Source organism: Thermococcus waiotapuensis, assembly GCF_055384795.1.
Window position 1 is genome coordinate 926,282 of record NZ_AP042429.1, and the last position, 21,261, is coordinate 947,542.

General features: G+C 54.2%; 16 protein-coding genes, 1 tRNA gene and 1 CRISPR repeat array. Of the genes, 11 read left to right on the forward strand and 6 right to left on the reverse strand.

Going from position 1 to position 21,261, the window contains the following annotated elements; all coding sequences use genetic code 11:
* Nucleotides 1-3 precede the first annotated feature (3 nt).
* From cas6 (ACZ47M_RS05190) to ACZ47M_RS05210, 5 genes are all read right to left on the reverse strand, one after another.
* On the reverse strand, nt 4-717 hold the full coding sequence (cas6, locus tag ACZ47M_RS05190; RefSeq protein WP_315340782.1) for a CRISPR-associated endoribonuclease Cas6: 714 nt from the start codon (nt 715-717) through the stop codon (nt 4-6).
* A gap of 239 nt (nt 718-956) precedes the next feature.
* A tRNA-Lys gene (locus ACZ47M_RS05195) sits at nt 957-1,034 on the reverse strand.
* A 45-nt stretch (nt 1,035-1,079) separates the two neighbouring features.
* A complete protein-coding gene (gene taw2, locus ACZ47M_RS05200; protein ID WP_315340784.1) occupies nt 1,080-1,916 on the reverse strand; it encodes a tRNA(Phe) (4-demethylwyosine(37)-C(7)) aminocarboxypropyltransferase Taw2 in 837 nt (278 codons plus the stop codon).
* Nucleotides 1,917-2,092: 176 nt separating this feature from the next.
* A complete protein-coding gene (locus tag ACZ47M_RS05205) occupies nt 2,093-3,379 on the reverse strand; it encodes a hypothetical protein (RefSeq protein WP_315340786.1) in 1,287 nt (428 codons plus the stop codon).
* Nucleotides 3,380-3,406: 27 nt separating this feature from the next.
* Nucleotides 3,407-4,615, reverse strand: a complete 1,209-nt coding sequence (locus ACZ47M_RS05210; protein WP_315340789.1) for a hypothetical protein — start codon at nt 4,613-4,615, stop codon at nt 3,407-3,409.
* A 77-nt stretch (nt 4,616-4,692) separates the two neighbouring features.
* Between ACZ47M_RS05210 and ACZ47M_RS05215 the strand changes: the two genes are divergently transcribed.
* From ACZ47M_RS05215 to cas1, 11 genes are all read left to right on the forward strand, one after another.
* The gene (locus ACZ47M_RS05215; RefSeq protein ID WP_315340791.1) at nt 4,693-6,195 is read left to right on the forward strand and encodes a CRISPR-associated ring nuclease; all 1,503 of its coding nucleotides are present in this window, start codon (nt 4,693-4,695) and stop codon (nt 6,193-6,195) included.
* A 702-nt stretch (nt 6,196-6,897) separates the two neighbouring features.
* Nucleotides 6,898-8,032: a CRISPR direct-repeat array (repeat unit 30 nt; unit sequence GTTTCAGAACCAGCTTGCAGTTTTGGAAAC).
* Nucleotides 8,033-8,275: 243 nt separating this feature from the next.
* Nucleotides 8,276-8,629, forward strand: coding sequence for a hypothetical protein (locus ACZ47M_RS05220; RefSeq protein ID WP_315343554.1), 354 nt, complete (start codon nt 8,276-8,278; stop codon nt 8,627-8,629).
* 53 nt (nt 8,630-8,682) lie between these two features.
* The gene (gene cmr1 / locus ACZ47M_RS05225; protein ID WP_315343557.1) at nt 8,683-9,912 is read left to right on the forward strand and encodes a type III-B CRISPR module RAMP protein Cmr1; all 1,230 of its coding nucleotides are present in this window, start codon (nt 8,683-8,685) and stop codon (nt 9,910-9,912) included.
* Complete coding sequence (gene cas10, locus ACZ47M_RS05230; RefSeq protein WP_315343559.1) at nt 9,909-12,809, forward strand: type III-B CRISPR-associated protein Cas10/Cmr2; 2,901 nt, start codon at nt 9,909-9,911, stop codon at nt 12,807-12,809. Before cmr1 ends, cas10 begins: the two co-directional genes overlap by 4 nt.
* Nucleotides 12,809-13,921 (forward strand): type III-B CRISPR module-associated protein Cmr3, encoded by a 1,113-nt coding sequence (cmr3, locus tag ACZ47M_RS05235; RefSeq protein WP_315343580.1) that lies wholly within the window; start codon nt 12,809-12,811, stop codon nt 13,919-13,921. Before cas10 ends, cmr3 begins: the two co-directional genes overlap by 1 nt.
* Nucleotides 13,848-15,308 carry a CRISPR-associated CARF protein Csx1 gene (gene csx1, locus ACZ47M_RS05240; RefSeq protein ID WP_315343562.1) on the forward strand — a complete coding sequence of 487 codons (1,461 nt, stop codon included), beginning with the start codon at nt 13,848-13,850 and terminating at the stop codon, nt 15,306-15,308. Before cmr3 ends, csx1 begins: the two co-directional genes overlap by 74 nt.
* Nucleotides 15,308-16,201, forward strand: a complete 894-nt coding sequence (gene cmr4, locus ACZ47M_RS05245) for a type III-B CRISPR module RAMP protein Cmr4 (RefSeq protein WP_315343565.1) — start codon at nt 15,308-15,310, stop codon at nt 16,199-16,201. The genes csx1 and cmr4 overlap by 1 nt, the downstream gene beginning before the upstream one ends.
* A gap of 4 nt (nt 16,202-16,205) precedes the next feature.
* The gene (gene cmr5, locus ACZ47M_RS05250) at nt 16,206-16,649 is read left to right on the forward strand and encodes a type III-B CRISPR module-associated protein Cmr5 (RefSeq protein ID WP_315343568.1); all 444 of its coding nucleotides are present in this window, start codon (nt 16,206-16,208) and stop codon (nt 16,647-16,649) included.
* Between the two features lies 1 nt (nt 16,650).
* On the forward strand, nt 16,651-17,811 hold the full coding sequence (gene cmr6, locus ACZ47M_RS05255) for a type III-B CRISPR module RAMP protein Cmr6 (protein WP_315343571.1): 1,161 nt from the start codon (nt 16,651-16,653) through the stop codon (nt 17,809-17,811).
* Nucleotides 17,812-17,831: 20 nt separating this feature from the next.
* A complete protein-coding gene (cas2, locus tag ACZ47M_RS05260) occupies nt 17,832-18,101 on the forward strand; it encodes a CRISPR-associated endonuclease Cas2 (protein WP_315343574.1) in 270 nt (89 codons plus the stop codon).
* A gap of 735 nt (nt 18,102-18,836) precedes the next feature.
* Complete coding sequence (gene cas1, locus ACZ47M_RS05265; protein ID WP_315343576.1) at nt 18,837-19,793, forward strand: CRISPR-associated endonuclease Cas1; 957 nt, start codon at nt 18,837-18,839, stop codon at nt 19,791-19,793.
* Here cas1 and cas6 (ACZ47M_RS05270) read toward each other — a convergent pair.
* On the reverse strand, nt 19,774-20,508 hold the full coding sequence (gene cas6, locus ACZ47M_RS05270; RefSeq protein WP_315343579.1) for a CRISPR-associated endoribonuclease Cas6: 735 nt from the start codon (nt 20,506-20,508) through the stop codon (nt 19,774-19,776). The genes cas1 and cas6 (ACZ47M_RS05270) overlap by 20 nt on opposite strands.
* Between the last annotated feature and the right edge of the window lie 753 nt (nt 20,509-21,261).

The window sequence follows — 21,261 nt, forward strand, 5'->3', positions numbered from 1 at the left end:
TTTTCACCTCCTGACAGGGTTCAAAAACCCAAAGGCGAGGCTGTTCTTCTCCCTGAGGCCGGCGTCCATTATAAAGCGGTAGAAGCGCCTTTCCTCCGGATTTATGCGCTCCTTCTCAAGGAGCTCCCAGTTCGAGCCTATGACCGGGAAGGGGACGCCGTTCTTGACGACCTTTACGTAAACGTCCAGTTTCCCGTTGTTCCTGAGCTTCGGGATAAGCCTGTCGAAGATGGGCCCCTCAAGGGTGAACTCGTCTCCGTAAAACGCGCTGTACTTCTTCTCCGCGTTCTCCTTGAGTCTATCGAGGAAGAAGCGCAGATCCCTGTGCTGGTGGAGCTTGAAGTACTCGTTTTCCTCGGCGTTCCTATACAGGACTATCGGGGAGCCCGTCTGGAAGGCCTTTCTCAGGGGGAGCCTGAACTTCTTGAGCTCGACAACCCTCAGCTCCTGCTGGCCGATGTGGACGGTTTCCCTCTCCCGGATAGTGCTGTGGAGGGTATTAATGAAACCTCTTTCAGGTGAAGACATCAGGAGCGTCGGCCTCCCGGAGGAGTCGGTAAAGAAGTCGGAGAACGTGAAGAACTTAAACTTTGGTTCATCGTGCCTCTCCCCGTACTCCGAGTCCTTAAGCATGTTATAGATAAACCCCTGAACGGCGTGCTTATTGGGCCTCTCAAAGTTCCTGTTCAGGGGCTCCAAGGAGATTTTAAGCCTCATTACCCATCAACTCAAGGTATTTATTGGGAAGGGCCCAATAAAATCTGTTCCAATCTTAGGTTATAAATGTTTCGCTTGGTGCCATGGGGTGGTCTAATTTACCAGCGGAACCCCGAATTGAGCATAGAAAGAACCCGGCATCTGCAGGAGAAGGCTCAAACCCGTTTGAGTACACACGGCGCGATAAATGGAGAGAATTATCGAACGAGGACTCGCCCCGACAGAAGTGAAGAAGACCCTGGCGGGCCGGACGGGATTCGAACCCGCGGCCACGGGGTTAAAAGCCCCGCGCTCTAACCAGGCTGAGCTACCGGCCCATCCCGGCTCTGGTATGGGAAGGGGTTTTATAAGCTTTGCTCTCCCTACCTCCTGTAAACCCTGACATCGACCACCACGTGCCAGACGCCGGGAGCGTAGCGCTTTATCACCAGCTCGTTGAGCTTTTCCGCCTCATAACCGTGCTCCCTCGCTATCCTTAGGAAGGTTGCGAAGGGCTCTTTAGGCATGAGTCTCTCCGGAACGGTGTTGTGGTAGTGGATTATTGCCTCATCCCTGGCTATGCTCAAGGCTTTCGGTATGAACTCGTGTGTCGTTGATACGTAGCCCATGAGGACCCTATCGGCAATGTTTTCCCCCGGAAAGTCGCGGTTGTCAATGTTGTAGGCCGTCACCCTGTCCTGGACATTATTAAGCTCGATGTTCTCAACCAGAAAGCGGAATGTGTAGGGGCTCTTTTCTATCGCTATTACTCTCGCCTTCCCGTGGACTGCCATCGGCAGGCTTAGGTGGCCGATCCCGGCGAACATGTCCACGACCAGCTCACCAGGTTTTGCAACTTTGCCCATCCTCACGCGCTCCTTGACGTTTGCGGGGGAGAACATTATTTTAGCCACGTCGAGCTTGTACTTGACACCGTTCTCCACGTGAACCGTTATGGTGTCCGTCCCATAGAGGAGCTCGTAGTCGGGGTTTCTCGTCTCCCCGTGGATGTGGCCCTTCCTGAGGACAGCTTTAGCTCCGAGGACTTCGGCGTAAACTTCGGCTATCCTCTCCCTGTAGGGCTCAAGCTCCCTCCTGAGGGGCAGGATTATGACGTCGCCTATCCTGACCCAGTGTTTTGGGAGGAGTTCGACCAGCTCCGGAGGAAGCTCCCCCGAGAGGATTTCCCTTATCCTCGGCTTTATGGTCTGAGTCCTCATCGGCCCTGCTTTGGGGATGGATTTAAAAAGCCTTCCCAGGTCCGAGCGTGGAGAAGGCCTTCGTTGCCTGAGGTTAAAATAACCACCGAACAGGTATCCATTCTCCCGGAGAAGGCCGCGGAAGCCGATGTTCCTCAGCCATGGCCTGTCTTCCCGTGTAAAAAATAAAAGCCTTCTCAGGTGGCTCTGTAGAGTATCCACCAGAGGCTGAAGCCAGCCCAGACGCCGGCGAGGAAAGCCGAGACCAGGAGCGTTGCTATCCACAGCCACTCGATAAGGGTCGGGTTTTCCCATTTCCCTGCTTGCAGGTAGAAAAGGGACACCACAGCGAGGCCGGTTAGGATGGCGGGAGCTCTTCCGTCGGGAAAAGCCCTCCATGCCGCTGGCAAGAGGAAGAGCGACTGGAGAATCGCCACCAGTGTCAGTCCCCAGAGCCACAATGCCTGGTTTATCGAACTTTTGCCCTCGTAGTGCAGCTCGGAAAACAGGAAGAACACTGCAAAACCTCCGATGAACAGCGCGCCAAAGGCCATGAATACAAATAAGTATGCGAGGTAAATGTATCCGTGATTTTGGAAGTAAACCCCTATGAGTGCCAGGACGACCATCGAGAGCAGCCCCGCGATGACCCCCACGGCAAGTCCCATAACCGCCCCCGCCGATGTGAACCGGCTGGTTGAACTATCTTTTTCATCTTTTTCCAGCTGGTACATCTCATAAATCACCTTTGGCATAAGGTACGACCCAGCTAAGGCACCAATGAGGCCGAGAGTGGGGTGTTTGATCCCGTGGAAGTGCGCATAAAAGAGCCATTCCGGTAAACTTTGGGACTCTACGAGGTTGCCGAGCATAAGGAAGAGAGGAACCGAAACCACGAACATCGCCGGACCGACGGGGTAGTACTCTATGTGATTGTCCTCATCCTCCCTTAAGTAAAGTCCCGTCCCCGTGAAGCTCTGGAAGGCGAGGGGGATGAACGCAATCGGGCCCAGGGCCATGAAGTAGAGCGGAATAATGAAGACGTCGCCCTCTGCCATTTCTTCGATGGCCGCGTGTTCTATTACCGCAGCCATAAGACCCACGAGCGCCCAGGCCATGGGGCTTGCAATCGGGTAATAATAGGAATTCACCAGTGCAACGGGCAGGGATGCGACAAAGGTCAGCGTGGCGGCCTTCTCGCGGTTGAGCCTCATCAGGGAGGCAAAGAGCAGAAAAACAAGTTCAATGGGGACGGCATAGAAGATACCCTCGATGTTGCCGAGGAAAAAGCCCAGCATAGCCGCAAAGCCGAATGGGTTGTGAATGATTAACTGGATGTAATCGGTCCACGCGTAGAGGAGGAGAACGTAACCTATGACAATGGCGAAGTTTATATAACCTCTATAACCGGTGCCGACCCAAAACCACCAGCTGGCCGAGGCGAGGAGTATGAAGCCCAGGATATCACCCAGGACTTTCCCCATGATCACCCCTCCAGATTTTTATCAGCTTCAGGCACCACCACGCTTCCGTTTTGTGAGCTCCCTCTGGTACTGCCTCTCAAAGTAGTCCCTGATCTCCCTGACCAGTGTATCAACGTCGAAGATGTTGAGGTCTATCTTCTGGAGGAGCTCGGTCGGTTCCACGTCGAAGACGCCTTGCTTCAGGTACTCGGCGTGGACAGACCCCCTGATGGCATGGAGCATCATGGCCGAGCTCATGACCGCGGTACCCCCTGTGATGTTGAATGAAACCTCCCCCTTTCCCTCGAGGCTTTCTTTTATCCTTTCCTCTATCTCCGAGCTGGCTATGCTCTGGTAGACTTCTTTGACGATGTTCCCGTTCCCCACGTGGACGAACTTGATGAAAACCTCCCTTTCACCGTTCCCGATCGATTCCGGTCTATCTAAGGGCCAGTGGACTATAAACCTAACACCGAGGCATTCCGAGGCCTTTTCAAGAAAACTCCTGAGCTCTTCTCTAACTTCCTTTTTCAGCGGGCGGGGGCTGGTTTGATCCTTACCGGTTTCCCCGGTGTTTTCCGTGTGTATCTTCGTGGTGAGGAGGTAAACACCCCTGAGCTTTCTATGTGGGTTGAGGTGGTAGTACATTGAAACATACAGGGGGAGTATGTTTATGGGCTTCGGGTTTTTCTTTAGATTCTCGCATTCAATCTCCCTGACCCCGCTCCAGTTTCCTGGACTGCTGAGTGCGTAAACAAGGTAGTCGACGGGCGCCGGCCTGTCATCGTCGGGCTCGTTCTCGATCTTCCGTGGGAAGACCCAGGCCGTTATCAGTATGGTCCCTATGAAGTAAGCGATGAACCCCGCGGTTAAAAGGGGATCCCCATTCATAATGCTCTCCGGGAGCCACGCGGTGAGTATGACCGCAAAGATCACAAAGAGGAGCAGCCCGTAGAGGGAAGTGGTCATCTCGCCGACGAAGTACCTCGACAGGAAAAGCCGCACGAAGTCCCATACCGTTATTCCAGGTTCCCTTATTCCCCACCCGGCGTGAGCGAAGGCCAGGATAGCAGAGATTACCAGAAAGACGAAAGCCGCTATCGTGAAAACCGCGAACTCCTGGTCCTGGAAGAAACCCCACTGGAGGAGCGGAACGGGCCTGCGGACGAACATCAGCGCGGGAACAGCGATCAGCAAGGTGGATGCAACGACCTTCCTTTTACCGTTTCCAGGCGCACCCATGGGTATCCCCCGCATGGTTAAACAAAAGGTACTTATAACCTTTCCGCGGAAAGGACTTTATACCCTGAGCACTAAACCACACGGGTGATACAATGAGGGCCTACGTGACCACCGTTGGGACATCGCCGGAGGCCGTTTTCAACCCCCTCTGGTACCTCATGGAGTTAAGGGACTGGGTCCCCGACGAGGTGCACCTGCTCTGGAACGAAAAGGTTAAAGAACAGCTCAAGAAGACTGAGCGGCTTTTGGAAAAGCTCGGGAAAGCGTACGGCGTGGAGATCAAGGTCATAGCCGACGAAGAGAAGCTCTTCACGGAGGAAGACCCGGTCGAGTTCAGGGACAAGGTTCTCAGCACAATCAAGTCCCTCAAGTCACTCGGCTACGAGGTGGTCGTGGACATAACTCCGGGCAGGAAGTTCATGAGTGCCCTCCTCCTCGGGGCGGCCTTAGCCGGCGGGGCGGACGAGGTTACTTACCTCCACCTCGAGGACTGGACGAGATACATTGGGAAGCTACTCTTTGAGGTCCCGATGGTAAAGCAGAGGCTTTTCTTCACGGAGGAGCTGACCGGGAAGAAGGGGACTGCCAGCTTCGGCGGGAGAAAAAAGGGGTCACCGGAAAAGCTCCCGGTGAGGAGAGAGCACCTGATGGCGCTCCTCGATTCCCTCTACCTCGACGGGGAAACATCCCTGACCGTAAAGACCAGGGCGGCCCCCTCCATGGCAGACCAAACCGAGTCCCCGGATTCCGGGAGGAACGAGGTAATCCTCGGCACCGTCCGCCTCGATAAAGAGGCGCTCTACAGGGTGCCGGCCCTCGTGAACCTCAACGATGAGCTCCACGGCGACTTCGGGGTCTTCAGGCAGGCTCTCATAGCCGGGGGGATTGTCCCCTTCGAGAACTGGGGCGGGCTGGTCTCCTTCATCAAAACCCTCAAGGCCGACGGGAGGCCCGTCTACATAGGCTTCGACACCAACGCGCTCATGCAGAGGGCCTTCTCGAGGGTTCTCGCCGAGGAGGGGCTGAAGGAGAGGGGGAACCTGATAGTTGACTTCGTTTACTCGGACGAGGTGGCCTTTGAGGTCGGTCAAATAGCAAACCACAAGCTCCCCTACGCCCAGGAACTCGGCGAATTCTCCAACCAGCCGACGCCGAGGGCCAGACTCGCGGAGCTGGCGAAGGTCGAGCTGGAGGGCATGAGGAAACTTGGCGCCGAGAGGGCGGGCTCGAGGGAGACCTTCCACGGCGACACGAAGATAGCCCTCGACTACAAGGCCTTCGCCGAGGAGAAGAAAGCGAACGTCGTGGTTCTGACGGCGGACGACAGGGCATACTCACAGATGGACGCCATGAAGGGAAGCGGCCTGGTACCCTTCAAGCTCGAGGCGAGGGTCGAACCGGGGAAGGCATACCCGGGGAGCTGGGAAGCGCTGAGGGACACGCTCTACACCCTCACGGTCGTCCTCGGAGAGGTCTGGCTCGGGAGGTACAGGCTGACCGGGGTATGGAAGGGCAAGGGTTCCAGCGACTGGATCAGAGAGCTGGTCTACCTGAGCGGTTTCGAGTACGGGAGGGTGCTTAAGGTCCTCGAGTAGGGTGCGTTTCTTTCTTTGCGTTTCCCGTTTTTCGTTTGCACCGGTGAGCCAGCGGCTCCCTGGCAGAAAAGGCATTTTAGAGCTTTTTTAGAGTATTAAAAGCACAGGCCCGCCCCATTTCCAGACCTGTGCATTGAAAAAAGAGGCAGACGAAGGTGTTTTCAGAGTTTTGGAGGAAGCCCAGGCAAGATAGGTGGAGCGATTTCGCTTTTGGTTGCTCAAAAACTGAAAACGGGGCCGCAGGACGGTTTTCCCATTTTTACGCTACATAAGAGTAACCAGGTGCGCGTTTTTGCAAACAGAGGCGAGAAACAGCCCCAAACGGCCAGAAACGGCTGGAAAGGCTTTTGTTTGCCGGGAGAAGAAAAGCGGAAAGGTCTTTAATGCGCGACAAGACGGGGCATTTTTGCTGGCTTTTTGGGCAAAAGCAGGATTTTTCCCGGAGATAGGTGGAGCAAAATCAGAGGAAACCTGTCTTCTCAGCTTTTTAGGCCTGCAAAAACTGGTGGAATAAAAACGGCTGCTTTGTAACCCTTTTAACGGCCGGGGGAGCCGTGGGAGGCCCCTGTCTGGTGTTTTCCAACTGGTGTTAGTTTGAGTGGAGCGTTTTAAGGGCTGATTTTTTACGGCTTTGGAGGAGCGAAAAGCTTATATAGGGGTTTGTCTCTACTTTATTTGTCAGAAGGGGCGAAAAAGTCTATGGTTTCAGAACCAACTTGCAGTTTTGGAAACCCTTCGGCGGCCGGGAGAACAATATCTGCCCCGGCCGCCTGGGTTTCAGAACCAGCTTGCAGTTTTGGAAACCATCAATCAGAATGTACGAAAACTCTTCTTTTATTTTGATGCAAAGGTTTCAGAACCAGCTTGCAGTTTTGGAAACAAGAGGCCAAGAGAATCTGACCTAAAGGTGTAGACCTCTTTCCCACGTTTCCGTTTCAGAACCAGCTTGCAGTTTTGGAAACGGAAAGAGGCCTATGGCTTCAAGACTGAAGCCATAGACCTTTTTTGTTTCAGAACCAGCTTGCAGTTTTGGAAACTCCTGCCAGAGGGACTCCGGCAGGGGACCGCTCGGGAGGGTTTCAACCCTCGTTTCAGAACCAGCTTGCAGTTTTGGAAACGGCGGGCCTGGAGGTCTGAGAGCTTATGCCGTCCTATCATAACATACGTTTCAGAACCAGCTTGCAGTTTTGGAAACACTGCGACGGCGGTACCTTCATGTTTCCCACGTAGAAAGTACCATTCTCGCTGAGTTTCAGAACCAGCTTGCAGTTTTGGAAACGAAGCCATAGACCTCTTTCCCTCTTCTCTTGGCCTCCTGTAGGAGGAGAGCCAGAAGGCTCAGCGTTTCAGAACCAGCTTGCAGTTTTGGAAACGCGGCAGGGATAAGAATGTCCCCCGCCGCCTTCTCGGCCGTTTCAGAACCAGCTTGCAGTTTTGGAAACCGGGTGGCATAACACGTGTAAACTACAGTCTTACGACGACAGTGTATACGAATGCTGCGGGTTTCAGAACCAGCTTGCAGTTTTGGAAACTCCTACGACCACCGTCCTCACATCCCTCACCTCCATACGTTTTTCACGTTTCAGAACCAGCTTGCAGTTTTGGAAACTCGGTGATAAGATTTCATTGTATTTCTGAACAAGTTTTTCGAGATCAAGTTTCAGAACCAGCTTGCAGTTTTGGAAACCGGGTCTGCGGGGCAGTCAGGTCATGCCGTCCAACAACGACCGGTTTCAGAACCAGCTTGCAGTTTTGGAAACATTCTCTTTCCCTGTTCGCTGACAATCCGTCTACGAATTCCGGAGTCGTTTCAGAACCAGCTTGCAGTTTTGGAAACGGGAAGAGGCCGAGCAGCTCCGTGCGGAAAATGAAAAACTCTCTTTCGTTTCAGAATCGCCTTAAGCGGGCCTGGGGGCCAGCAACAGCCCGTTTGGGCCCCGGTTTGTCTTCGAAGTCGAATTCCAGTTTTAGGCCCGTCTTAGCGGACCTGAAAACCCCGGCGACATCACTCAAACTTTGTGCGTTCGGCCGTTTCCAAAGTTTCAGATATGGTCTTAGCAGACCCGAGAAAGTCTTCCTGATGAAATCCTTCGCCGGTATTGATTACGGGGCCGGGTACCTCAACCAGGTGTCAAAAGTGGTACGGAAGGTCTTCAAGAAGGCAAAAATAAAGCTCGGCAAAAACGCTTACGTGGTATCCCCCTTCGAGGAAAAGGGCCAACCGGCGTTTTTCATAATCGTCGACGGCGGCACCGCCCGGGCCCTGCACGACGAGCTTTTGGAAGCACAGGGCTTTTTTCGTGTCGTAAATTTTCCTGTACTACCATGCGGTGAGAAACCTGGTGGCGGCACGGTGGCAGGGGCGGTAGATTATGGCCATACCAAAACATTTTTATACGTAAGTGCATTAAATGTGGGCGATGTCTGGCTTTAACCCCGTTCCTGATGCAGGACAGGGAAGCTGTTCTATACCCTGGAGGTGGGTTAATGTATAGGGCCACTTTTGAGCTCGAAGCCATAACGCCGGTCTTCATGAGGGGCGCCGACCAGGGAAGGGCCGAGTTCCGTGCCGCAAGCGTCAAGGGAGTGATGCGCTGGTGGTTCAGGGCCCTTGCCGGGGCTTACCTCGGAAACGATGTTAAAACGCTGAGGGAAATTGAAGGAAGGATTTTTGGGTCCGCCGGGAGCGGCAGGAGCAGAAGAAGCCTCGTAACTGTTTCCGCGAAGGCCCTCAGCGAACCAACGCCCCTTAGTGTTAATCCCAGTGCGAAAGGATTTCTGTACAATGAGACCAGTTACCTGTTCTTCTCGGTCAAGATGGGCCTTAACAAATTTTCAAATGTTCCCACACACTACCCCGCTGGCTCAAAATTCCAGGTCACAATAAGCTCCCCCGACAGGGACGCTTTCGTGCTGGCCTCCGCCTCCCTGTGGCTTGCGACAACACTGGGTGGCTTTGGGTTCAGGGCAAGAAGAGGGGCGGGAAGTTTGGGGATAACGAAAGTCTCCTTCAGCAATGAGAAGACCGACGAGGAGATAAGGAAGTTTCTAAAAACCATTGAAACTGCGACCCTGTACGACCTCAAAAAAATACTCGACGAAACCCTCAGAGAGTCCGCCGGCAGGGTGTTTAGAAAGAACTCCAGGCAGCCTCTACAGATGCCATCATTCCCCAACCTGGCCAAAATCATAGTCCTGGTCTCAAGGAAATCTTACCAGGGGCCTATGGATGCGCTCAAATCCCTTCAGGAAGCTTATGCCGGCAGGTATAATTCCTATAAAAGGGCATACACCGGCGGGGTAAGGTTTGGGTTTGCGCACAGGGAATTTTCCTCCGAAGCCATTGGAAATCTCCTTGGGGGAAAAACGAAAGAAGAATACCGGTACTACTTCGGAACTCCGGTCGTATACGCGAACTGGAAGGTTGAAGTTAGGGGACTCGGTGGGGAGAAAGAGTTCTCGCGCAGGGCGTCGTCACTCATTCTCACCGTCAAGAAGATCAAAGGAAGCTATTACCCCGTGGTCGTCATAGTCCCCTACCAGTATCTCCCCGGGCACAGGGGTAAGTTCCGGGCCAGGAAGGGTAACACTACGGTCGAAATCGAGGTTCTCACTCCCCAGGGGACTGCCTTCACCAACGAGGATTTTGTGGAGTGGGTTACCACTCACGTCGTTAACGGGTTTAAGGGAAGAGGATTTGAGGAGGTGTATCCATGATACCCCAGACCTACGCCCGGGCCCTTCTCGAAGTCGCCCCTTCGAGGATTCTCGCCTCCCTCATCGACGGAAAAGACGGACTTCCCCCCGAATGGAGGCGCCTCTCCAGCTATCCCATCCGTGGGAAACCCGGCAAATTCGTTCTCAAACATCCAATAAACGCCAGGGAGAAGGAGCTCAAGAACCTCAACGGGTTCTGGTTTTCGGCGAACGATGAAGAAAAAAAGAGGTTCCTCGATGCTCTGAGGAAAGCGGAGGAAACCGTGGCGGAGGAGCTTGAAAAGGCCGGCTCAATTGAAGAGTTCGCGAGGCTCTGGGACAAGCTCCCCGCGGAGCTTAGGGAGAAGTACGAAAATGTCCTTAAAGAGAACGGTTTCAGCCCCGCAATCGCCGAAGAGCTCATCAACTTCCCGGCGGACCCCATGATCCCGGATCAGGACTGGCTCAGCAGGCTCGACGTTTACGCCTCCCTCCGGGCAGGAAAAGTGAAGCTCCTCCGCTTCAAGCTTTCCCCAATCCAAGGCTTCATTGCAAACGCGAGGCCCGAGAGGGACTTGTGGGCCGGCAGTCACATACTCAGCCTCTTAACTTACCTCGCCATTTCCAAAATCTGGCGTAACTACGGCCCTCACTCGATTATATTTCCCCACTTGAGGGGACAGCCCTTCTTCGAGCACGAGCTCGGGGAGCACGTGGATAAGCGGAAGCTCCTGATAAGTAACATACCCAACAAGGTGCTCGCGGTTGTCCCGGCCGATGCCAACTTGGAGGCCCTTGAAAAAGACATACGGGAAGGAATAGCGTCTTTTTTAGAGCACCTCTTCGAAGCGGCCTGGGAGTTCTATGGGATGGGAACCTACTTTAAGTGGAGCGGAGACTACGAAAACGCCTTAAGGGGATATTTCTCGATTACCCTCGAGGAGATCCCCCTCGAAAAGCTTAAACCTGAGAACGTTATCTCCAAAAAGCTGGCCGAGTATCTCAAAGAGATTCCCGACGGGGAAGAGAGTGAAATCCACTCCTATTCAGAGCTTTTCCTCTTCCTCGACCAGCTGACGGAATTCAAGTCCAGGGGGCACGTGAGGCCCGAACAGAAGGCCGGCTTCAAGTGCACCCTGTGCGGCGAGCACCTTGCTATCGAGGGGGACGCCGACTACACGACGGTTAAAGAAAGGTGGAAGAAGTTCGTTGACAACCTGCACAACAGAGGAATCTACGACATAAAGGTCGGCGAGCGCCTCTGTCCGCTCTGCATCGTCAAGAGGTTCTACAGGAGGTACTACCCGCTGTGGGAGAACAACTTTGAAGTCGTTACACTAACGGGAGAAGAGATTGGAAGAATTGGCAGGAACATCTTCAGGGCCAGGGCTCTTCAGGGGATGACCTTCGACTCGGTAAGCGAAGTTGCCATGAGAAGACCAACCAGAGAGGCCATCGAGAAGGACAAAAAAGAGGAGCTTTACGTCGAGGAAAACGGCGAAAGAAGGCCGGTGACGTGGGCCGATGTGTACGGGTGGGTTCTGCACAACCTGGGGATTGAGAACTCGGAGTCTCCAAAATTCGGCGGGTCGCGTGCGGCCGACCTACATAGTCGGCTCGGTTCCCTTTTGAGTTCTTTGAGTCCACTCTTCAAGAAACTGGCACCCAACAGTGAGGTCTTCTACGTTGAAAACATCCGGGACATAAAAGCCCTCGCCAAGATTTACGGCACGGACGAGAACGACCCGTCCCTTAGAGGGGTCAATTTAGAGGACATAAGAGACGCCGTGAAAGGACTGGCCGAGTTAATAGGCGAGCCGCCCAAGTACTACGCCATACTGAAGATGGACGGCGACAACATGGGCAAGATAATAAGCGGTGATAGAGCGGTGAAGACACTCAGAGAGTACGCCCTCGGAGACGCCCCTAACCTCTCAAGACCGGTTACGCCGCCGATAAACATAGCCATAACCCGCTCCCTCAGCAGGTTCGCGGTGGACAAGGTGCCCGCCGAGAGCAAGAGGAAGAAGACAGAACTGCTCTACGCAGGTGGAGATGACGTTTTCGCCCTCATTCCGACGGATAAGAGTGTCTGGCTGGCTTACAACCTTCAAGAACACTTCAGGACTGACTGGGACGGGTTTGAGTCCCTCCAGGGCCGCACGACGAGCATGAGCGCGGGCCTTCTAGTGGTCTACTATAAGGAACCCCTCTACAGCGCCGTCAGGAGGGTCAACGAGCTGGAGCACCTCGCCAAGGAGAGCGGAAAGAACGCCCTGGCGATAGGCTACCTCAAGCACAGCGGTAGCTACTACAGGATTGCCGTGAACTGGAGGCTCTTTGAGGGGCAAGAGAGCTCTCCGCTCCAGTCCCTCCTGATGGAGTTACAGAGGGATGAACAGGGACTGAGCAACAAGGTAATCTACGAGATAGCCGATGGGGTGGATACATGGCCCAACGACCCCGACGCCGTCGTCAACCTCCTCAAGTACGAGCTGTCGAGACACTCGAACTATAAAGAAAAAGAGGACGAGCAGGTCTTCAGAAGGCTGACCGAGTTCCTCTGGGTCGCGAGGCACGTGAGGGTAAGGGTGAGCGGAGAGGACCTCAGGAAGCTCGGCCTGAAGGACGACAGGGAGACCGCTACAGAGATCAACAAGGCAATAGAGGATATCATCGTGGACGATCCGGAGAGAGGCGAACCCGACGAGAGGTTTGGTGACCTGGAGAGGGAGCTGGCAAACTTCATGAATGATGGAAATGGCGAGGGGCTGTGGTTTAAGCGCCTCACGGCGAAGCTCTCTTCAATGGTAAGCGAAAACAAGGCCTCTGAAATAGCCGGTCTCGTCCTCAGGAAGCAGCTGAGGGGCGCGGCGCATCTCTTGAAGGTGCTCCTCGAGATGGGGGTGGGAGCGTGATGCGGATTTTCCCCCACGACATCCTCTTTTTCAGGGAAAGCAGGGACTTTTCAGCCGGGGAGAACCACGTTGCAGAGAGCACCGAGCCCCTGCCGCATACGATAGCGGGGGCAATAATGGGGGCCATTTACGAAAGGGACAGGCTCGACCTTTTGAAGCTGAGGAGAAATGGCAACAAACTTGAGAAAATCCCTGATCCCGAAAGCTGGGAGCCAGGCTTCTCGCTCCTCGGGACTTTCCTCGGGCTCAAAGGGGAACCCCTCTTCCCACTGCCGATGGACATCGTTGAGATTGACGGCAAACCAGTTCTTCCCAGGGCACATTTGCTCCCGAACGGCAGGAAGGTCGTTGTTGTGGAATCCGGGGAAAAGAAGAGCCTTCACTTCGACCCGATAGCGGGCTTTCTAAGGGCGGAACACTTGAGAGGATACCTTTCCGGGGAGTTCGCCAAAGGGGAAATCCCGGAGGACGCTATAGTGGACACCAGAAGCGTCTACCAGAGGGAGACGAGAATAGGCATTGGGCTCAACGACAGGAAAACCACCGAGGAGGGGCTCCTCTACAGGGTCTCGGCCCTCAGGTTCTCGAAAGATGCCAGCATTATGGTTTATTTTGACCCGAACGAGGAGGCCGTAAGGAGCGTAATCGGGGAAAGGGGCACTTTAAAGCTCGGCGGGGAGTCGAGGTTCGCTGACTTTGAATTCGAGGCCGGGAAGTTCCCTCTGGTTACCGAAGGGGAGGTTAAAGCCGGCCAGAAGTTCAGGCTCTACGTCGCAACGCCCGTTATACTCGAAGGCGAAAGGGTGGAGACCTTTATTAAGAAAGAACTCAACGCCTGCGTCGTCAAGGTCTTCACCGACAGGCTCATCCGGATAACCGGGTGGGACGAGGTGGAGAAGAGACCAAAGCCGACCTATTACGCTATCCCGGCCGGGACGGTCTTCTGGCTTAAGGCCGAAAAAGACCTCACCGTCCGGCCCAGGCTCGGGAAGATGACGTGGGCAGGTTACGGGCTGGTGTTAATAGGAAGTGGATGGGATGAGGAGGGTTCTCGTGGCAACCTGGGGCAACCCCTTCCCGTGGGAGGAAATAGGATACAGGGTGAACTGTAAGGATTGGAGGATTGAAGGGTGCAACGACGTTGAGATGAAGAACGTCAGCACTCTACCGGTGCTCCTGAAAGCCCTTAATCCGGAGAAAACTATCATCTTAGTTCTCGACACGCTGGCCAACCTGACACTTCGTAATGATGTTCCGAAGAAGGAGCTCGGATCCTACGAGATGGTTAAAAAGGACGTTGAGGAAAGAGTCCGCTGGTTCATCGACAACAAGGTTCTTCCCCTGGTGGAGGACGGGAAAACCCGGGAACTCCTTAAAGAAGCCAAGATAGTAGTCGCTCCTGGTATAGGAGAGTTCGACAACGCGAGCGTCGAAGGAGACGTCCTCGACTTCTACTACTTCGTCCTCAAAACCCTCGCCGAGGAGTTACCAACGGAAGATACTGAAGTCTTCCTTGACCTGACCCATGGCATAAACTTTATGCCCGTCCTGACGTACAGGGCCCTCAAGAACCTGCTTGGTCTTTTAGCTTACCTCCGCACGGTGAGGCTTCATGTCATGAACTCCGAGCCTATTCCCTCGGGAGAAAAGCCGTGGAAAGAGGAGATAGTAAAATCCAAGGTCTTAAACATCCACTTAATCGAGAGCGAGGAGCTAGGACCCAGGCCGATGTACTCGATTTTCAGGGATCGTAACGACAAGAAAAAGAGGGAATGGTCCGCCTTCATAAGCTCCGTAGCCAACGGCTTCCCGCTGGTCTTTGCGACGTTCTATCCGAAGATTAATTCTGTTATGGGCATCATAGAGGCCAGCCTTAAGGAGTTCGATGACTCGATAGAGGTCTCGATGAAGCCGGACATAGTGGGCAAGACAAAAGTCCATGTGGTGAGGAAAAGAGGGTTCAACAGGGACTTCAAAACTGCGGTGAAGCTGTACTATCTCCTCAGAGTTCTTCAGGGAGAGTTCGGAGGGAAGTACCCCAAGGAAGGCGTGACTACCAAGGAGCTAAGTGATATAACGAAAAAACTCTTTGTAAAGATGCCCAGGATAGGAGTAGTCGTCGAGAAGCAGGTTTCCGAACTTTCTGAGCTTGAGGAAGGCAAGGGGGTTTACGAAGATGGTACTTCGAGACGTATTCCGGGCATCCTCGACAAAATAGACAAGGACAAAAAGTTAAACGACCTCAAAAAGAGGAAGGGGCTCTCCTATGGTGAACTGAGAAAAACCATAAAGCTGGGTTCTTCCTCAGGCGACAGTCTCAACCCCGAGCCAGGAGTCAGGAACTTCATAGCTCACTCGGGCTTCGAGTACAACCTTGTATGGGTCAGGTATGAAAATGGCAAACTGGTATGGTTTTACCCGGATAAAGAAAAAGTCATAGAGTTTTCGATTGAAGCCCTGAAAATGAGGCTCCCTGAAGATGGAAAGGAGGTGGTCTGATGTACTCGAAAAAACTCGTTTTGGGAATCTACACGATATCGCCCGTGCACGCGGGCAGCGGCTCCGAAAGCAGCGTCATAGACCTGCCGATACAGAGGGAGAAGCACACAGGCTTTCCTGTGATATGGGGCCAGAGCCTCAAGGGCGTTTTAAGGCACGCCTTCGAGGAGAAGGGGGTTAAGAAAGGGGCCGTGCACTCAATCTTCGGCCCGCCCACGGAAAGGGCAGACGATCATGCAGGGGCCATAAGCGTCGGCGATGCAAAAATACTCCTCTTCCCCGTCAGGAGCGCCAGGGGAGTTTTTGCCTACGTTACGAGCCCCCTCGTGCTGGAGAGGTTCAAGAGGGACATGGAGCTCGCAGGGAAAAAGGTGGACTTTGTGGTACCGAATCCCGGTGACGGGGCGATAGTGGACAACAGCTCGCGCCTGACCGTTGATGGTAATGTTATCCTTGAGGAGGTTGTCCTTGAGGCCAAGAAAGAAGACCTCTCCTCCCTCGAAAAAGCCCTCTCGGATGTTCTGCCGGGAGGCGTCTCAGTGAAGGAAAGGCTCGCCATAGTCCCGGACGACGTCTTCAGTGCCTTTGTCAGGATGAACACGGAGATAGTGGCGAGGATCGCCATAGACCCCGCAAAGGGAACCGTAAGAAAAGGCGGCCTCTGGTACGAGGAGTTCCTGCCGAGTGACACCGTGCTCTACTCGGTGATAGCCGTGGGGAAGCCGAAGGGAGGAGATCTTAATTCGGTTGAGGGTGTCGAGGGGGAGCTCACAGAGTTCTTCAAAAAAAACCCCTACCTCCAGGTCGGCGGCGATGAGACCGTTGGAAAGGGCTTCGTCAGGGTGAAGTTAGCTGCCGTAAACGGCAACGGCAAGGAGCCAAACCAGGGGTGATAGCATGGACTTAAAAAGCCTCGAGCAGGAGAGGGCGGAGTTCGCCTACGGGAAAATCTCCGAGGTGAAGGGAGAAAGCTCAGATGTTCAAAAGAAATACAGCTCCTACGTCAGGAGCGCCCCCGTGCTCATCCTCACCAACGGCCTCGGCCAGGCGCTGGCGTTTTACCTCTCAAGGCTGGAAAACCTGAAGGATGTGGACTACCGTTCAATCTCACCAAAGGGCTTTGAGAAAGCTGAGAAGAAGGCTTACGCTTATCTCTATAAGCACATAGCCGAGTGGCTGGCAGAAAAGAGAAATCTCACTAAGGGGAATGATCCGCTAAGATATTACATGAAATCAAACGGGATTGAGGCCATGATTCTCACAGATGAAGCCATAGCGCTCCTGAACTGGCTCAAACGCTTCGCCGAGGCGATGCTGGAGAAGGAGGAGAACGGTGAGTAATATGGGGTTTTACGGGGGAAAGCCCCAAAAGGGCCGCCACTGGGGAGGGGGTAATAACCAAAACAACCCCCACAAGAGGGGAAAAGGTCCGGAGAAATACAGAAACAACCCCGGAAAAAGTCACCACGAGCAGAACAATCGGGATAAGAGTGGGAAAAAGGTAAAGTACATCGTCCCGGCCGAGACCCTAAAAGCCTTCAAAGGCGTCGACCCCTGGAAGGGGATAGACAACCTCAGCTTAAAGCTCGAGAAGTTCGCCCCCTACGAATGGAAAGAAGTGCCCACCAATGGTAACAGTCAGGGCAAGATAGCGAACAACGACGCCGGGGGAGATGATGATAAAGGAGTGCCCACCAAGGTCTCCGGGAGCGTGCTCAAGGAGTGGGTGGGCGAAAAGGGGCTTGAAATAGGGGAAGAAGCCCTGCAGGCTTACAAGAAATTCTTCAACCTCTATAAGGAAATGGCTGAGACGCTGGCCAAAAACAACGTCTTCCGCCTAAAAACGGCCTCCCGTCTCGTCGTCGGCCTCGGCGATGAGAGCGTCTATGAGACCAGCATAAGGTTGCTCCGGAACTACGGTGTCCCCTACATCCCGGGGACTGCGCTCAAGGGCATCGCAAGGGCCTACGCACTCGAGAAGTTCGCCGATGAGAACTTTGACACGCTAAAAGACAAACTCAACAAGGATAATTTCTACGAAATCGTCGGGGAGCTCGAAAGGGTGCTATCCAGTGGAAAACTGAAATTGGACTCCGAGGAAAACAGCGAGACCCAACTGCAAGCGACCTTCGGGGAAAACAGCAAGGTCAGGGTCCCCTTCGAAGAGCTCGTGGAAATCTTTGGCACGACTAAGAAGAGCGGGGAGGTCATCTTCTTCGACGCGCTCCCTGTTCCCTCTGACAGCCTAAAAGCCCCCCTCGAGTTTGACATAATGAACCCCCACTACGGGCCGTACTACCAGGAGGACGAAGCACCGGGCGACTGGCATGACCCTGTGCCGGTTATCTACCTTACGGTCAAACCTGGCGTCGAGTTCCTCTTCGCGGTCGCACCGCTCGGAAGAGGGGAGCTGGCGGAGAAGGCAAAGGCCATCCTGGAGGAGGCCCTCAAAGAACACGGCGTCGGTGCAAAAACGAGCCTCGGCTACGGCTGCTTCAAATGATTTTTCCCTTTGTGGTGCCTATGGCGCGCTACTATATAGTCGTCTACGACGTCAACGAGGAGAGGGTTGCCAGGGTTCACAGGATACTCAGGGCCTACCTCCAGTGGAGACAGAGGAGTGTCTTCGAGGGCTATCTGGAGGGAAACGAAGTGAAGGAGCTGAAGAGGAAGCTGAACTCCGTGATAAACGAGGAGGAGGACTCGGTGCTCTTCTACTCCCTGCCCAGCGACAGGGTGGTCAGGAGCTTCCACCTCGGACGGCCACCGGACGAGTTCGACAACGTAATATGAAAAGCCAGAAAAACGGCGGCTTTTGATTTAACAAGGTGCGCCGCCACCTTTTGACTAAAATTGCTTTTTGGTCCCTTATTTTTGTTCCAATTCAGCTGAAAGGGCCCTGTTTCCAAAACTATGCATTGACAAAGGAGGCATTTTAAGCTCTTTAGCCGAGAACGGGGGAAACCACGGACGATAGGTGGGGCGAATGGGATAAGAACGACGAAGGCCAGCCACGGGCCAAAAACGGGGCGTTTTGGTAGTTTCTCCGGCAAAAACCGGAGTTTTCTTTCGGGATAGGTGGAGTAGATCCAGAGGGCCCCTGGAATTTTGGATGCCCAACCCTCAAGGGCTAAATCCGGGTGAGCAGCCACTAAAACCGCCTTCTTACGCCAGAAGGTGCCCCCGGAGGCCCCTGTCCGGTGTTTTCAAACGGGCGTTAGTTTGGGAGGAGCGAAAAGCTTATGTGGGGGTTTGTCTTAACCTCATTCGCCCGGCAGGGCGAGAAAGCATATGGTTTCAGAACCAGCTTGCAGTTTTGAGAACCTCCCCGCCTCCAGTGACGAGGAGGCGAGGATACTGAGGGGAGACCCAAAACAAGAACGGCCCCCCGTTTCAGAACCAGCGAAGCAACTTTAGGGGCGCGTGCCGGCCGTCCCCATTGGTGGTTTCAGAGTCGCGGTAGGGCTGTTTGAAAGGACAGGGGCCGCAACCTTTTTAATCCCGGGGGTTATTGGGTTCCGGTGTCGCATGGTGAAGTACCCCCTCTTCATCACCCAGCACGGCAAACTCGAGAGGGAGGGCAACTCGCTCTTCTTCGTGGGCGAACTCATTAAGAAGGCCCTCCCCCTGGCCCAGATTGCCGAAATCCACTGTATGGCAAGGGTCTCGCTGACCAGCGGGGCCATAGACCTGCTGAGCGAGAGGGGAATCCCGGTGCACTTCTATACCACCGGGGGCGACTACAAGGGCTCCTTCATCAACGACGCCTCATCGAGGGGGAAGCTCCACCTGGGCCAGGCCGAGCACCACTTAGACCCTGAGAAGAGGCTTTACATAGCCCGGGAAATCGTGAAGGGCATCCAGAACAACATGGCCTTTACACTGGGGCGGTGGGGTATCAACCCGGTCAGGATAAACTCGGTCAGGGTCGACGGGGAGAGCGTTGAGGAGGTCATGGGCAGGGAAGCGGAGCTCTGGAACCACTACTACAGCTACTTCGGCGAGGCGATAGGTGCGGAGGACTTTAAAAGGACAAGGAGACCTCCGGAGGATGAGGTCAACGCGCTGATAAGCTACGCCAACGCAATAACCTATGGCCTGGCGTTCTCCTCCTCTGTTAAGGCCGGCCTCGACCCGTCGATAGGCTTCCTGCACGCTGTAAACGACAGGAGGCACTCCCTTCCCCTAGACCTGGCGGACATTTTCAAGCCCCTCTATGTCTTCTCAACGGTAAAGGCAGCCCTAGACAGCGGCCTCTTCTCAAAGAAGGACTTCTCGCGGAAAGGAAACGCCGTCTACCTGTCCCGCGAAGGCAAAAAGAAGCTCCTGGCGGCCCTAACTGACACGCTGAGGAGGACTGTCTATTACAAACCCTGGAAGAGGAACATGAGCTACCGCTCCATGATGGACTATGAGGCGAGAAAACTGAAAAGGCACCTCCTCGGAGAGGCCACCTACAGGGCCTTCAGCCCCTGGTGGACCTGATGGGATTCATGAAGCCGAAGCCAAGGGAGTTGAGGATCCCAACGCCGGCGTCCATTATAAAGGCGTAGAAGTCCCTGTTGTCTGGAGTTACCTCCGCCTCTAAGAGCTTCCAGGTGGAGCCCGGCACGTCGAAGTATCCCCCCCTTATGTTTACCCTCACGTAAACGTCCACCCATCCGTTCTTCCTGACCCTCGGCACCATCCTCGTGAAGAGGGGACCGTCGAGCCCGAAGTATTCGCCGGTGAAGGAGGAGTATTTTTCCACCGCGTTTCGTGTTATTGCGCTTATGAAGTAGTCCAGACTGCCGTCGTGGTGGAAGGTGAAGAACCTCCCCGCCCCTGGCCTGGCCGCGACAACTACCGGCGAGCCCGTTATGAAAGCCCTCCCGGGCCTCAGCCTGAACTTCTTGATGGAGACTACCTCCAGGGAGTGCTCCCCGAAGTATAACCTTTCGTCCGGGAGGAGCTTCTCGTAGAGGGTCTCTATAAACCCCTCGTCGGGCGAGCTTATGATGAGGCTCTTCACCGTCCCCGGCCTGAAGTGCCCGCTCGGGTAGAGGTCGGAGAATGTGAAGAACTTGAACCCCCTGGAATCGTGGAGCTTCCCGTATTCGGTGGAGTCGAGGTGGGTGTATATCATGGCCTGTATCGCGTGCTTACCAAAGGCCCACTCTGGGAAGCTTTCCTCGGACCTGAGGTCGAGCTTTATCCTCATGGGTTGAAGGAGGCTGAGGAAAAGAAAAACCTTTCGGTTGGATACGTGCGACAGTGCACGTTACCCCCGGGAGCTTTCCTTTGCTGGCTACCCAGGTGTGCCAGCGGTTTTTGGCCCCAGAGTGGCCGATAGGGCTGTTTTTGACGGGAAGAGGCCCAAAAAGTCCGGATTTTAAAAAGTGTGCACCGGAGGGACGGGAGTTTGGTGGCTTTTCTGGGCAACTGCGGGCGAAACCTCGGCGATAGGTGGAGCGATTTCGCTTTTGGTTGCTCAAAAACTGAAAACGGGGCCGCAGGACGGTTTTCCCATTTTTACGCTACATAAGAGTAACCAGGTGCGCGTTTTTGCAAAGAGAAAGGGGGAAACAGCCCCAAACGGCCAGAAACGGCTGGAAAGGCTTTTGTTTGCCGGGAGAAGAAAAGCGGAAAGGTATTTAATGCTCAGCAAAACGGGGCATTTTTGCTGGCTTTTCAGGCAAAAGCAGGATTTTCCCCGGAGATAGGTGGAGCAAACTCAGAGAATACCTGTCGTCTCAGCTTTTTAGGCTTTTATAAGTCGCTCTGATAAAAACGGCTGCTTTGTAACCCTTTCAACGGCCGGGGGAGCCGTGGGAGGTCTCTGTCTGGTGTTTTCCAACTGGTGTTAGTTTGAGTGGAGCGTTTTAAGGGCTGATTTTTTACGGCTTTGGAGGAGCGAAAAGCTTATATAGGGGTTTGTCTCTACTTTATTCGTCAGAAGGGGCGAAAAAGTCTA